Raw genomic sequence first — 13,643 nt, forward strand, 5'->3', positions numbered from 1 at the left:
CAGGTCGAGGAAAGGCGAAATCACGTGCCACAATCTTCATCGAATTAAAAAATCGATGTTACACCGTAATAATTGTTCTTCTCACCGATGGAACTTGGTACCCTAACATTCTCTAGTTTCCAATTAGGGAAATAATAAAAATACTAAACGTCTCTCTGTGAGTTCTTTCCATAGGGAACGAACTTCAAAATAATTAACTTTACAGAACTAAATTACATACTTTCTAAAATAGACAATCGATCATGCAAGTGTCTGGATAGGAAACTCACATACAAAATTTGTTCCAAAAAATTAATGCGTTTAATTAAATAAACGATAATTCTCACTTCTAGAAATATTCTTTAAATATGGTCTATTTTAGTTGCAACATTAATTTTATTCATTTTTTTAATATTTCATTCCCATTTTTTATTTTTCTTCTTTAAATTAATTAATCTATTTCCTTAATAAAAAGCATGTATCACAGATATTTTTCTTATAAAACGTATTAATATTTCGTACTTTGTTTCGTCTATATTTAATAATGTCGCTCATTTTTTGCAAATAAGAAGTATCTTTAATATCAGTTGTTTGAGATTGATATTTCAAATAAATTCACAGGCTGAATAATATAATAATTGTAAATAAAAAAAGGGTTTTTACTTTCTATTTTTTTTAGATCTAATTTAGACTCGTTTAAAACATCAATAAAAAACGCAAAAAACCTCCTATCCGCGTGTACGTATCACACGAATAGGAGGTTTTCCTTATAGCTTGTTCAAACGATCAACCTGAAATTACTTCTTGAGGTTGTAGAATGATTTGATTCCGTCGTAGACAGCAACGTCTGAAAGCATGTCTTCGATGCGGAGAAGTTGGTTGTATTTCGCGATACGGTCTGTACGTGAAAGTGAACCAGTTTTGATTTGACCAGCGTTTGTCGCAACAGCGATGTCAGCGATCGTTGAATCTTCAGTTTCACCAGAACGGTGAGAAACGACAGCTGTGTAACCAGCTTTTTTAGCCATTTCGATTGCGTCGAATGTTTCAGTCAACGTACCGATTTGGTTAACTTTGATGAGGATCGAGTTAGCGATGCCTTTTTCGATACCTTCAGCAAGTTTCTCAGTGTTCGTTACGAACAAGTCATCCCCAACGAGTTGGACTTTGTGTCCGATACGATCTGTAAGAAGTTTGTGACCATCCCAGTCGTTTTCGTCACAGCCATCTTCGATTGAGATGATTGGGTATTTGTCAACGAGTTGTGCGTAGAATTCAACAAGCTCTTCTGTTGAGAGGACTTTGCCTTCGCCAGCGAGGTTGTATGTTCCAGCTGCTTTATCGTAGAACTCAGAAGAAGCGACGTCCATTGCAAGGTAAACATCTTCGCCTGCTTTGTAGCCAGCTTTTTCTATTGCTTCAAGGATAACTGTGATTGCTTCTTCGTTTGATTTCAAGTTTGGAGCGAAGCCACCCTCGTCACCAACTGCTGTGTTAAGACCCATTCCGCTAAGAACTGATTTCAACGCGTGGAAGATTTCAGCACCCATACGAAGTGCTTCTTTGAATGTTGGAGCACCGACAGGCATGATCATGAACTCTTGGAAGTCCACGTTGTTGTCTGCGTGTGATCCACCGTTGATGATGTTCATCATTGGTGTTGGTAATGTTTTCGCGTTGAATCCACCGAGGTATGTGTAAAGTGGAAGACCAAGCTCATCAGCAGCAGCACGTGCAGCAGCCATAGAAACACCAAGGATTGCGTTAGCGCCGAAGTTACCTTTGTTTTTCGTACCGTCGAGATCGATCATCTTTTTGTCGATTCCAGCTTGGTCGAAGACATCGTAACCGATGATTTCTGGTGCGATTTTTTCGTTGACGTTGTCAACAGCTTTCAAAACACCTTTTCCGAGGTAACGTGCTTTGTCGCCATCACGGAGTTCAACTGCTTCGTGCTCACCAGTTGATGCACCTGATGGTACGAGTGCGCGACCGAAACCGCCATCTTCTGTATAAACTTCTACTTCTACTGTTGGGTTACCGCGTGAATCAAGAATCTCGCGTGCGTAAATCTCTGTAATCATTGACATTTAAATTCGCTCCTTTTGTGTGTAAGAAATATGTGCTGTAATTCTTTCGATCGACGGGATTATTTCTTCAATACGATCGATTTACCAGTCATCTCTGCTGGTTGGTCCGCTCCGAGAAGATCAAGGACCGTTGGTGCGAGGTCAGCGAGTGCACCTGTGAGTGGTTCAAGGAGTTCAACGTCCTCGACCGTCACGATACATGGAACTGGTTCTGTCGTATGCGCCGTCATCTTACTGCCGTCCGCATTGAGGACTTTATCCGCGTTCCCGTGGTCAGCCGTGATGACTGCCGCGCCGCCTTTGCTGAGAATCAAGTCAACGACTTTCCCAAGACACTCATCGACAGCTTCGATCGCCTTTTTCGTCGGCTCGAGCATACCCGAGTGACCGACCATATCCGGGTTTGCGAAGTTGAGGATGATAGCGTCGTGTTTGTCCGAGTTGATTGCGTCGACGAGGGCATCTGTGACTTCATAGACGCTCATCTCCGGTTTCAAGTCGTATGTCGCGACTTTTGGTGAAGGGATCAAGATCCGATCTTCCCCTTCGTATGGTTCTTCACGTTGTCCGTTGAAGAAGAACGTGACGTGCGGATACTTTTCCGTTTCCGCGATGCGTAGCTGTTTGAGACCTTGTTTTGACAATGTCTCCCCAAGCGTGTTCTTGATGTCTTCAGGCGGGAAGACGATGTCCGTATCAATCGCATCCGAGTACTTCGTCATCGAGACGAGTAGCAGGTTCTTCGGTGCGTTGTCTGGAATCTCGAATCCGTCGAAGCCACCCTTTTCTTTGTAGACTTTCGAAAGCTGAATCGCACGGTCAGGACGATAGTTGAAGAACACGATCGCATCGTTATCGTGGATCGGTGCGACTGGCGTACCGTCTTCCTGCACGACAACAGTTGGTTCGATGAACTCATCCGTTACGTCTTGTTTGTACGAAGCTTCAACCATGCCGATTGGATCCTTCGTCGTTGGACCTTCACCAAAAGTGATGGCGTCATAGACTTTCTTGACGCGTTCCCAACGGTTATCGCGATCCATCGCATAGTAGCGACCAGAGATACTCGCGAATTGTCCAACATTCAATTCATCCATCTTCGCTTGCGCGTCACGGAGGAAACCAGCGCCCGATTGTGGGTCGCAGTCACGACCGTCCGTGAAAGCATGGAGGTAGACTTTTTCGATTTCGTGAAGTTTCGCGAATTCGAGCACTGCATATAAGTGGTTGATGTGACTGTGGATTCCACCGTCAGAGACCAAACCGAAGATATGAAGCGCTGAACCGTATTTCTTCACGTGACCTGCCGCATCGTTCATCGCTTGACGCGAGAAGAACGAGCGATCCTTGACCGCGTTGTTGATTCGGGATAGCGATTGATAGACGACGCGACCTGCACCGATGTTGAGGTGACCCACTTCTGAGTTCCCCATTTGACCTTCAGGCAAACCGACGTATTCGCCTTTCGCATTCAACAACGTATGCGGGTATTGACCCCAGTAACGGTCGAAGTTCGGTTTGTTTGCCGCCGTAACGGCATTTCCGAACTCCTCGTCACGCATACCAAAACCATCAAGGATGATCAGTGCGACTGGACGTTTTTTCATTTAAATCGCCTCCAACAGTTTGAGGAACGATCCTGTCTCAAGACTTGCACCACCGACGAGCGCGCCGTCGATGTCTGGTTGAGCCATATATTCTTTGATGTTTTCCGGTTTGACGCTACCACCGTATTGGATGCGGACAGCTTCTGCTGCTTCAGCACCGAATTCAGCTGCAACGACGTCACGGACGAATTTACAAGAATCTTGTGCATCTTGTTCTGTCGCTGATTTACCTGTTCCGATTGCCCAGACAGGCTCGTAAGCGACGACGAGATTTTTCACTTGGTCGACAGTAAGACCTTTAAGGCTGTTTGCTGTCTGTTCGCGGATGACGTCTTCGAACTTGCCGCCTTCACGCTCTTCCAGTGTTTCACCTACACAAACGATTGGAACGAGACCGTGCTCGAACGCTTTTTTCGCTTTGCTGTTGATGAACGCATCTGTTTCGCCGAAGTACTCACGACGCTCAGAGTGACCGAGGATGACGTAAGTCACGTCGAGTTCTTTGAGCATGAGCGGGCTGATTTCACCAGTGAACGCACCGCTCTCTTTGTCGTACATGTTTTGAGCACCGATCTTAAGATCCGTACCAGCTGCTGCTTCTGTCAAGTGTGCCAAGAATACTGCTGGCGCACAGACGGCTGCGTCGACTGTCGTCGAAGCAGGTACAGCTCCTTTGACTTCCTCAACGAATGCGACTGCATCCTTGAGCGTCAGATTCATCTTCCAGTTACCTGCGATAATTGGTTTACGCATTGAGAAACACTCCCTTGTGAACTTAGATTACTTGTCGTTTAGCGCTTCGACACCAGGAAGAGCTTTCCCTTCCATGAATTCGAGACTTGCTCCACCACCTGTAGAGATGTGACTCATTTTGTCAGCAAGACCGAATTTCTCTGCCGCAGCAGCTGAGTCGCCACCGCCGATGATTGAGTACGCATCGCTGTCCGCAAGAGCTTGCGCGACACCTTTTGTACCGTTTGCGTATTTATCGAGTTCGAATACGCCCATCGGTCCGTTCCAGACGACGAGTTTCGAGTTCTTGATTGCCTCTGCATAGAGTTCAACCGTTTTTGGACCGATATCAAGTGACATGTGATCGGCTGGGATCTCTGTGATGTCACGTGGTCCGACATATGTTTCTTCTCCGAATTCCTTCGTGATGACGCAGTCGATTGGCATGAGGAACTTAACGCCTTTTTCTTCTGCTTTCTTCATGAATTCCTTCGCTTGGTCGATTTTGTCGACCTCAAGAAGTGAAGTACCGACTTCGATACCACGAGCTGTGAGGAACGTGTACGATAAGCCGCCACCGATGATCAACGTATCGACGATGTCGAGTAAGTGATCGATGACACCGATTTTGTCCGCTACTTTCGAACCACCGATGATTGCCGTGAACGGGCGATCTGGGTTAGAAAGAGCTTTACCGAGAACTTGAAGTTCTTTTTCGATGAGAAGACCGGCAACTGCTGTGTCGACATGGTGTGCGATACCTTCTGTCGATGCGTGTGCACGGTGTGCTGCGCCGAACGCGTCGTTGACGAAGACGTCAGCGAGTTTCGCGAATCCTTTAGCGAGCTCTTCGTCGTTTTTCGTTTCACCAGGGTAGAAGCGAACGTTCTCTAAGACGACGACATCGCCGTTTTCGAGTTTGCTGACTGCTTCTTCTGCAACTGGACCGTATGCTTCTTCAACGAGCTTGATGTCTTTACCAAGCAATTCGCTGAGGCGTGCTACGACTGGTGCAAGTGAGAACTCGGGGTTCTTTTCGCCTTTTGGACGACCCATGTGGCTAGCGAGAATGACTTTTGCTCCGCCGTCGATCAAGTGTTTGATCGTTGGGAGTGCAGCACGGATCCGTGTGTCATCCGTGATTTTACCGTCTTCCAACGGTACGTTGAAATCCACGCGTGTAAATACGCGTTTTCCTTGTACATCGATGTCGCGAATCGATTTCTTATTCATACATTCGTCCTCCGTCTCTTACGTATAGTGAGGGGCGAATGCCCCTCCCGCTTTTTTCCGCAATAAGAGCGGAGACTGATATCGTTTCCGCTCTTATTCAATTGCTATTTAATTGCTCGAATTACTTAGCGATTTCTGCGAAGTGTTTGAGTGTACGAACGAGTTGGCTAGTGTAAGACATTTCGTTGTCATACCAAGCAACTGTTTTAACGAGTTGTTTGTCGCCGACTGTCATGACTTTAGTTTGTGTTGCATCGAAGAGTGATCCGTAAGAGATACCAACGATGTCAGAAGAAACGATTTCGTCTTCAGTGTAACCGTAAGACTCGTTAGCAGCTGCTTTCATTGCTGCGTTGACTTCTTCTACAGAAACTTTTTTGTCAAGTACAGTTACGAGCTCAGTGAGTGAACCTGTAGCGACTGGTACACGTTGTGCAGATCCGTCAAGTTTACCTTGAAGTTCTGGAAGAACGAGACCGATTGCTTTTGCAGCACCAGTTGAGTTAGGAACGATGTTAGCTGCTGCCGCACGTGCACGACGGAAGTCACCTTTAGGGTGTGGAGCGTCGAGTGTGTTTTGGTCACCAGTGTAAGCGTGGATCGTAGTCATGAGACCTTCAACGATTCCGAACTGATCTTGGAGAACTTTAGCCATTGGCGCGAGACAGTTTGTAGTACATGAAGCACCAGAGATAACTGTTTCAGTTCCGTCAAGGATTTCGTGGTTCGTGTTGAAGACGACTGTTTTCATGTCGCCAGTTGCAGGTGCAGAGATAACGACTTTTTTAGCGCCAGCTTTCAAGTGAAGCTCAGCTTTTTCTTTGTCTGTGAAGAAACCAGTACATTCGAGAACGATGTCAACACCGAGCTCGCCCCATGGGAGTTCTTCTGGGTTGCGGTTAGCAAGTGTTTTGATTTCTTTACCGTTGACGAGGAAGTAACCGTCGTGTACTTCAACTTCGCCGTCGAAACGACCTTGAGTCGTATCATATTTGAGAAGGTGTGCAAGCATTTTAGTGTCTGTAAGGTCGTTGATCGCGACTACTTCGATTCCATCGAATTGAAGAATTTGACGAAGTGCCAAACGTCCGATACGTCCAAATCCGTTAATACCAACTTTTACTGCCATGATAATTTTCCTCCTTTTAATGTAAAGCGAGTTATCTATTATTCAAAAGGGGGTTACCCTTTCAAAATCGAAGCTGCTGCGCCTTCATCCGTGATCAGGATGATGTCCGGCGACTGTTTGACATAGGCGTTGATCGCTTCTGCCTTCGAATGACCACCTGCGACGACGATGACGTGTTCGACTTGCTTCAAGTCATCCAGTTGGAGACCAACCGTCTTGACCCGGTGCACGATGTTCCCGTCTCGGTCGAAGTAATATCCGAATGCTTCCGCTACTGCCTGTTCATGTTCCAGTCGGGTCAGGAGATCCTCAGACGCGCGACGACGTTTTGCCATCGTTTTCGCCTCACCAATTCCATGTACCACGATTGAAGCACCTTTAATCATTTGAAGCACATTTTTTATGCTCGGCTCTTCGATCATCTTGACGAACGTCTCTGTACTGACCATGTCCGGGATGTGAAGCAGATGATAATCACTTTGAGCGCGTGACGCCATCCGTGAGCATACTGTGTTCGCTTGTAGTTCGAGCGTTTCTCCCAGTCCTCCGCGTGCCGGAACGAACGTCATCGGACGGTGTTCCTTGTCCGGCGACATCATCGCCGCGACTGAAGCCATCGTCGTACCGCCTGTGACAGCGATCGTATTGTGATGGTCTGAAGAAAGCTCTCGTTTGAGTCGTGCGACGGTCGCCCGTCCCATGTCTCGTTGTACCCAGAAGGTTTCATCGGAATCACCCGGTACGATGACGACGTCCCGTACTCCGAGTCTCTCTTTCAAGGCTTTCGCCATGTCTGAGATCCCTGCGAGTTCTCCCATGATGCTGTGCATGCTGCGAAGAACATTTCGTCCTTCATCCGTCAAGGACATCCCTTGCGTCGCGACCTCTAGGAGGTCTTGCTGCTTCAAGAAGTCGACTTCCCGCCGTAAGACGCGTTCCGTCAAGCCAAGGCTTGTCGCAAGTGTACGTCGTCCGATCGGTTGCATCAGTCGCACATAATGAAGGATGTCGTAGCGTGTCTGCATTTCTTCGATCAGATCAGGCACGATTCGTTTTTGGATCTGGACTAACTGCCGAATCATGTATTTCCCTCTCCTCTCAAGTAGCTGGACGCTTTTTGTCCCGCATGTCATAACGTGTCCCACTTGGTACACCGTTATCATAACAGTCCATTTCTCGCCTTGCAAGTCTCGTTTCTCAAGTTTTTTGAAGTAAGCGTTTTCTTACTGTTTCTGTCTCGAATTTGCCATAACTCCAGATTTCACCGTCATGCATAACGACGGGAATCTCGTATAAGAACCGTAGACTGAGCGCTTCATCCTGATCGATGTTGACTTCCTCGAACGTCCATTCCGGAAACTCATCGAGTACGAAGTCGAGTAAGATGGCGGCCTCTTCACATAGCGTACATCCCGGACGTGAATAGAGTGTTAAGTGTCTGTGTCGTTTTAATCCCATTCTGATTGCGCCTTCCTTTGCTGCATCGTTTTTTTCGTTAAACCAAGCGCTGCCCGATATTTCGCGACCGTCCGTCGTGCGACTGTCAGACCATCTGCTTGCAGGCGATCTGTCAATTGCTGATCACTTAACGGACGATTGCTATGTTGAATGTATTCGGCGATCCGCCGTTTAATCAAAAAACTCGAATCTCCGGTTGTCGTCCGTGAGACGAACAAGTCTTCTAGGGCAACGAGACCGTGGACCGTCTCGACATACTTCGACGCAATCGCTCGACCAATCGTTGACGGATGATGCCCCGTTGCCTCAGCGACTTGTTTTTTCGTCAATGGCTCAAGATGCAGCTCTCCCTTGAACCAGCGTTCTTGTCGCTCAAGCAAGACCGAGAGGATGGCATGCATCGTGACACGGCGTCGTTCGTACGCGCGCAAAAAAGGCGTTGCCTCTTTTAATCCAAGCCACGTCTGATCCGTGTCGAGTGTCATCCAGTCGATCTGAAGTTTTCCATCTAACAGGTGAATCCGCGCTTCTGCCATGACCAATCGTTCTTCTTTAGGAAGATCCGGTGTCCGGCTCAGCCTTGTCAGTCGTTTTCGCAACCGCGCTCGATCCTGTTCACTGTAATGAGCGAACACCTGACTCGCCGGTTCATGTCGTAGCCGATCTGTCAGTCCGATCAATTCCGCGTCGTTTAGCTCGATCGCCTGTAACCATTGGCACTCGCGCTCCGAGCGGGCAGCGATGCCGACTGGTTCACATTGTTGTAAGAGTGTCCGTGCTTCTGTAATCGTTGCGACATCGGTCGAGAAGGATGCAGCGAGCTGCTCGTCCGATGTCCGCAATAAACCGTCCGCTTCTAAATACACGATGAGTTGTTCCGCCATATATCCTATTTCCTGTCTGACTGATTCTAAACGTATTTGTGCAAGAAGCTCGTCTTCATAGGATGCCAAATGTCCTGCCATCTGCTCGACCTCTAGCGAAACCTGATTCGGGTAATGACGATGCAACCGTCGTTTCAACCGTCGCCATTCCTCCTCGAGCTCAGCTGCTGGTTGCTCAAGTACATGTAACTGATACTGTTGTGACGCCGATAACGTCATCTGTTGCGTCTGTTCCTGGCGTTGATCCATCGATTCCCCTCCCCCCACTTCTTATTATAGAAGAAACGTTTTAAAAAACGTGCTCTGAACCCCTTTTGAGTCGCTAGAGAAAAGAAAAGTCATGCTTCCCTATTGCTTTTCTGAAAAAATGTCGCTATACTATTAATTGTTCAGTACATCAGATGCACCCGTAGCTCAGGGGATAGAGCACTGGTTTCCGGTACCAGGTGTCGGGAGTTCGAATCTCTCCGGGTGTACCATTTATTCAACTACAAGGCAATGCCAGCAATGGCGTTGCCTTTTTTCTATATTGATATGTTTCATTTGCCCTTGTAATGGAAAAATACCTAAAAGTCGCATCGTATCTTTTGACCAATATTGACCAAAGGATTATGATAAGGATAAGTCGAATAGGAAGCTACATACCAACTATAAGGAGGCAAAGACTATGTTAATTCCAACAGTCATCGAACAAACAAACCGCGGGGAACGTGCTTACGATATCTACTCACGTTTGCTAAAAGACCGCATCATTCTTCTCGGGAGCGCGATTGACGACAACGTCGCCAACTCAGTCGTTGCCCAACTTCTGTTCTTAGCAGCAGAAGATCCAGATAAAGAAATCTCGCTTTACATCAACAGCCCAGGTGGTTCGATCACTGCCGGTATGGCGATTTACGATACAATGAACTTCATCAAGCCACAAGTCTCAACGATTTGTATCGGTATGGCAGCATCGATGGGTGCGTTCTTGCTCCAAGCAGGCGCAAAAGGAAAACGTTTCGCGTTACCAAACGCTGAAATCATGATCCACCAACCACTCGGTGGTACACAAGGTCAAGCATCGGATATCAAAATCCATGCGGAGCGTATCATCAAAATGCGTGAGCACCTCAACAAAATCATGGCTGAAAACACAGGACAACCACTTGAAGTCATCGAACGCGATACAGAGCGTGACAACTTCATGTCAGCACAAGCTGCTGCTGATTACGGTCTCATCGACCGCGTCATGGAACGTGCATAAGTCATCCAGAGTGTCTCCTTCGGGAGGCACTTTTTTTGTATCCATAAAGTCTTGTCGGTTATCGTTGCATACAAAAAAACCTCCCGTTCCTTATAGAACGAGAGGTCGATGATCAGTCGATCAAGTCTGTGATGTCTGAAACGATATCGTGGTTTTCACGAATCAGCGAGTAAATAGCGTTCGCATGTGGCGAAAGCTCTTCTTCTGCTTGTAATTGCTTCAGGAATAAAGATGTTGCGAACGCAACGAGTGTGCTTTTCGGTACACCGATTGATTTTGCTTTTTTTGTTAACACTTCATCAAACTTCGCATCGACTGTCAGCGAAATACGTTTCTTTTCGTTAGCCATTTCAAAAACTCCTTAATTCGAACATTTAGTTGCATCGACTATATATTATAGTAGACTATGGTTCATCCCGCAAGCGACCCTCTTATAAGGCCCCTGTCATCGACTCTCCATTTCGTACTTTTTCAGCGATTTGATCAATCTTCCGTAACCGGTGATTGATCCCTGATTTTGAGATGGAGCCGCTTTCGACCATCTCGCCGAGCTCTTGTAAAGTGACGTCTTGATGTGTCACACGCAAGATCGCGATCTCCTTCAACTTATCCGGTAAGACATCAAGTCCAACCGTCCGCTCAAGGAACTTGATGTTCTCAACTTGACGTAATGCCGCACCGACCGTTTTGTTGAGGTTCGCCGTCTCACAGTTGACGAGACGGTTGACCGAGTTACGCATATCTTTTAAGATCCGGACGTCCTCGAACCGTAGCATCGATTGTGTCGCATCAACGAGCTTGAGGAAATCAGAAATCTTTTCGCTCTCCTTGATATAGAGAATGTGTCCCTTTTTCCGTTCAATCGCCTTCGCGTTCAAATCAAAGACGTTTGATAAACCACGTAACGCCGCATTGTGCTCCTCATATAAGCTGAAGATCTCCAAGTGATACGACGACGTCGCCGGATTGTTGAGCGAACCCCCGGCGAGAAACGCCCCTCGTAAATACGCGCGCGCTTTGCGTTCGTCATTTAGGATCGTGTCACTGATGGAACGAATCATCGTGAATCCTTCCCCTAAAATTCCGAGGTCTTGTAAAATCTTGTCCGCTTGTTGTTTGACGCGGACGATATAGACATTATTCTTTTTCAGACGCATTTTCTTCCGCACGAGCAGATCGAGATGGACCCCGTATGCTTTTTTCAACAGCGAATAGATCCGACGGGCAATCGAGGCATTCTCGGTCGAGATATCGAGCGTCAGACCACGTCCAAGCCCGAACGAGATCGCACCGTTCATCCGGGCGAGTGCCGCGAGTTCCGCCTTCATCTCGTGATCGGTGATCGGAATCTGCGTTAATTCTTTTTTGACTTCTGAGGCAAAGCTCATGTCAGCTCCTCCTTTCCTTCGAGTTGACGCATCCGTCGAATCGACAACACCTTTCGCATGACAAGGCTTGCAACGGCATCTGAGTCATGACGGATGAAATGATGATTGTAGTCGACGATATCGTCTGCCAGCACTTCAACGCCAGCGAGCTCGAATTGTTTTTCATTATAAGTGACGATGTCAGCGTGATCTTTTTGGTATTTCTTTAGGTAACTCGCATCGATCGATTCGTTGTTGACGATAATCGTATCAACGACGCCTTGTCCAAGGAAGCGTTCGAGTGCCGCTAAATGCTCATTGGCTGTGAACGCCGTCGTCTCGCCGGGTTGCGTCATGACGTTACAGATATAGACGACCGGAGCCAGTGATTGTTGGATCGCTTCCCGGATCTCATCGATCAGGACATTCGGGATGATACTCGTATAGAGACTACCCGGACCCAGGACGATGACATCGGCATCAAGAATCGCCTGAATCGCTTCTGGTACCGGACGAACGTCTTGTTCTTCAAGGAAAATCCGTTCGATCTTCTTACCGACCTTCGGGATCAACGACTCGCCTTTGACGATCGTCCCGTCCTCGAACTCGGCACAGAGTGTGATCGTCCGTTCCGTCGCCGGATAGACTTTTCCTTCTGCGTTCAACAATTGTCCCATGACACCAATTGCTTCGACGAACGAACCGTTACAAAGCTGGGTCGCTGCCGTCAGCATCAAGTTTCCGAGCGAATGACCATGCAGACCTTCCCCTGTTTCGAACCGATACTGCATGATTCGGTCCATCAACGTCTCCGACTTTGATAAGGAGACGATGACGTTTCGAATATCTCCTGGCGGCAACATGTTGAATTCCGTCCGCAGACGACCAGAACTACCGCCGTCATCAGCGACCGTGACGATGGCTGTGATGTCGAGCGGATAATGTTTCAGTCCACGAAGAAGCGTCGAGAGTCCTGTCCCGCCACCAACGGCGACGACTTTACGTTCCCATTTCATCACTTCTCCTCCTTCGCATACACATAATCCCGGTGATTCGTCTCGATATGATACTGCGTCGCGAATTCTTTACTGATCGCTTCCGCGAATGTAATCGAACGGTGTTTCCCGCCTGTACAACCAAGAGCGATGACGAGTTGCGACTTCCCTTCTCGCTCATATTGCGGAATCAGGAATTCAAGCAAATCGACGAGTTTTTTATAGAACAGCTTCGCTTCCGGCCACTGCATGACGTACGACGCGACTTCCTCGTCGAGTCCCGTCTTTGGACGCAGCTCTGGAATATAGAACGGGTTCGGTAAGAATCGCAGGTCAAAGACGAGATCGGCATCGAGCGGTAAGCCATGTTTGAACCCGAACGACATGACGTTGACCGTAAACGGAATCCGCGTCCCTTCCGTGAACTCCTTCAAGAGACGTTCTTTCAGTGCAAGCGGCTTGATGTCACTCGTATCAATCAGCATCTGTGCCTTATCACGGAATCCTTCGAGCAACGTCCGCTCACGTTCGATCCCGATCAATGGTGAATCCGTCGGTGCGAGCGGATGCGAACGACGCGATTCCTTGTAGCGGCGTACGAGGACATCATTTCGTGCATCGAGGTACAACATCCGGATTTGTAAGTCGGTTTTCTTTAAATCCTCATAGACGACAAAAAAGCTGTCGATGAAATCACGCGCGCGGGTATCGATGGCAACGGCGATTTTAGGACGCACTTGTCCAATGACTTCGATGAGATGCGGCAGTAACGTCGGGGGTAAATTGTCGACACAAAAATAGCCTAAGTCCTCAAAGCTGTTCATTGCGACAGTCTTCCCAGCCCCACTCATACCCGTGATGATGACAAGTTGCGGTTGATTCTGTTCCATCTTTTCGCCCTCCAGACAACAGTTCCGTGTGTA

At 47.6% G+C, this 13,643-nt stretch carries 12 protein-coding genes, 1 tRNA gene and 1 pseudogene; 2 read left to right on the plus strand and 12 right to left on the minus strand.

The genetic code is table 11. The features are described from left to right. Nucleotides 1-776 precede the first annotated feature (776 nt). The 8 genes from eno to ACZGCQ_RS09755 all read right to left on the minus strand — a co-directional run bounded on the left by eno (nucleotide 777) and on the right by ACZGCQ_RS09755 (nucleotide 9,361). On the minus strand, nucleotides 777-2,069 hold the full coding sequence (eno, locus tag ACZGCQ_RS09720; RefSeq protein WP_023469213.1) for a phosphopyruvate hydratase: 1,293 nt from the start codon (nucleotides 2,067-2,069) through the stop codon (nucleotides 777-779). A gap of 59 nt (nucleotides 2,070-2,128) precedes the next feature. Beyond that, nucleotides 2,129-3,676 (minus strand): 2,3-bisphosphoglycerate-independent phosphoglycerate mutase, encoded by a 1,548-nt coding sequence (gpmI, locus tag ACZGCQ_RS09725; RefSeq protein ID WP_195864534.1) that lies wholly within the window; start codon nucleotides 3,674-3,676, stop codon nucleotides 2,129-2,131. Further along, a complete protein-coding gene (gene tpiA, locus ACZGCQ_RS09730; RefSeq protein WP_023469215.1) occupies nucleotides 3,677-4,429 on the minus strand; it encodes a triose-phosphate isomerase in 753 nt (250 codons plus the stop codon). 27 nt (nucleotides 4,430-4,456) lie between these two features. Next, the gene (locus ACZGCQ_RS09735; RefSeq protein ID WP_035396304.1) at nucleotides 4,457-5,641 is read right to left on the minus strand and encodes a phosphoglycerate kinase; all 1,185 of its coding nucleotides are present in this window, start codon (nucleotides 5,639-5,641) and stop codon (nucleotides 4,457-4,459) included. A gap of 121 nt (nucleotides 5,642-5,762) precedes the next feature. Next, complete coding sequence (gene gap / locus ACZGCQ_RS09740; protein ID WP_023469217.1) at nucleotides 5,763-6,770, minus strand: type I glyceraldehyde-3-phosphate dehydrogenase; 1,008 nt, start codon at nucleotides 6,768-6,770, stop codon at nucleotides 5,763-5,765. A 53-nt stretch (nucleotides 6,771-6,823) separates the two neighbouring features. Beyond that, a complete protein-coding gene (locus ACZGCQ_RS09745) occupies nucleotides 6,824-7,849 on the minus strand; it encodes a sugar-binding transcriptional regulator (RefSeq protein WP_238240119.1) in 1,026 nt (341 codons plus the stop codon). 118 nt (nucleotides 7,850-7,967) lie between these two features. After that, nucleotides 7,968-8,228, minus strand: a complete 261-nt coding sequence (locus ACZGCQ_RS09750; RefSeq protein WP_069940926.1) for a glutaredoxin family protein — start codon at nucleotides 8,226-8,228, stop codon at nucleotides 7,968-7,970. Continuing rightward, nucleotides 8,219-9,361 carry an RNA polymerase factor sigma-54 gene (locus tag ACZGCQ_RS09755; RefSeq protein WP_481266127.1) on the minus strand — a complete coding sequence of 381 codons (1,143 nt, stop codon included), beginning with the start codon at nucleotides 9,359-9,361 and terminating at the stop codon, nucleotides 8,219-8,221. Before ACZGCQ_RS09755 ends, ACZGCQ_RS09750 begins: the two co-directional genes overlap by 10 nt. 154 nt (nucleotides 9,362-9,515) lie before the next feature. Between ACZGCQ_RS09755 and ACZGCQ_RS09760 the strand changes: the two genes are divergently transcribed. Further along, nucleotides 9,516-9,591 (plus strand) — tRNA-Arg (locus ACZGCQ_RS09760). A 182-nt stretch (nucleotides 9,592-9,773) separates the two neighbouring features. After that, nucleotides 9,774-10,358: pseudogene (gene clpP / locus ACZGCQ_RS09765) on the plus strand (ATP-dependent Clp endopeptidase proteolytic subunit ClpP); the annotation flags it as partial. Between the two features lie 112 nt (nucleotides 10,359-10,470). Here clpP and ACZGCQ_RS09770 read toward each other — a convergent pair. The 4 genes from ACZGCQ_RS09770 to rapZ form a co-directional block, all read right to left on the minus strand. Continuing rightward, the gene (locus tag ACZGCQ_RS09770; protein ID WP_023469221.1) at nucleotides 10,471-10,707 is read right to left on the minus strand and encodes a hypothetical protein; all 237 of its coding nucleotides are present in this window, start codon (nucleotides 10,705-10,707) and stop codon (nucleotides 10,471-10,473) included. A gap of 82 nt (nucleotides 10,708-10,789) precedes the next feature. Then, nucleotides 10,790-11,746, minus strand: coding sequence for a DNA-binding protein WhiA (gene whiA, locus ACZGCQ_RS09775; protein WP_023469222.1), 957 nt, complete (start codon nucleotides 11,744-11,746; stop codon nucleotides 10,790-10,792). Next, a complete protein-coding gene (locus ACZGCQ_RS09780) occupies nucleotides 11,743-12,741 on the minus strand; it encodes a gluconeogenesis factor YvcK family protein (protein ID WP_035409984.1) in 999 nt (332 codons plus the stop codon). Before ACZGCQ_RS09780 ends, whiA begins: the two co-directional genes overlap by 4 nt. Continuing rightward, nucleotides 12,741-13,610 (minus strand): RNase adapter RapZ, encoded by an 870-nt coding sequence (rapZ, locus tag ACZGCQ_RS09785; RefSeq protein ID WP_029342483.1) that lies wholly within the window; start codon nucleotides 13,608-13,610, stop codon nucleotides 12,741-12,743. Before rapZ ends, ACZGCQ_RS09780 begins: the two co-directional genes overlap by 1 nt. Nucleotides 13,611-13,643: the final 33 nt, after the last annotated feature.

This window comes from Exiguobacterium sp. HSB13 (genome assembly GCF_056764755.1).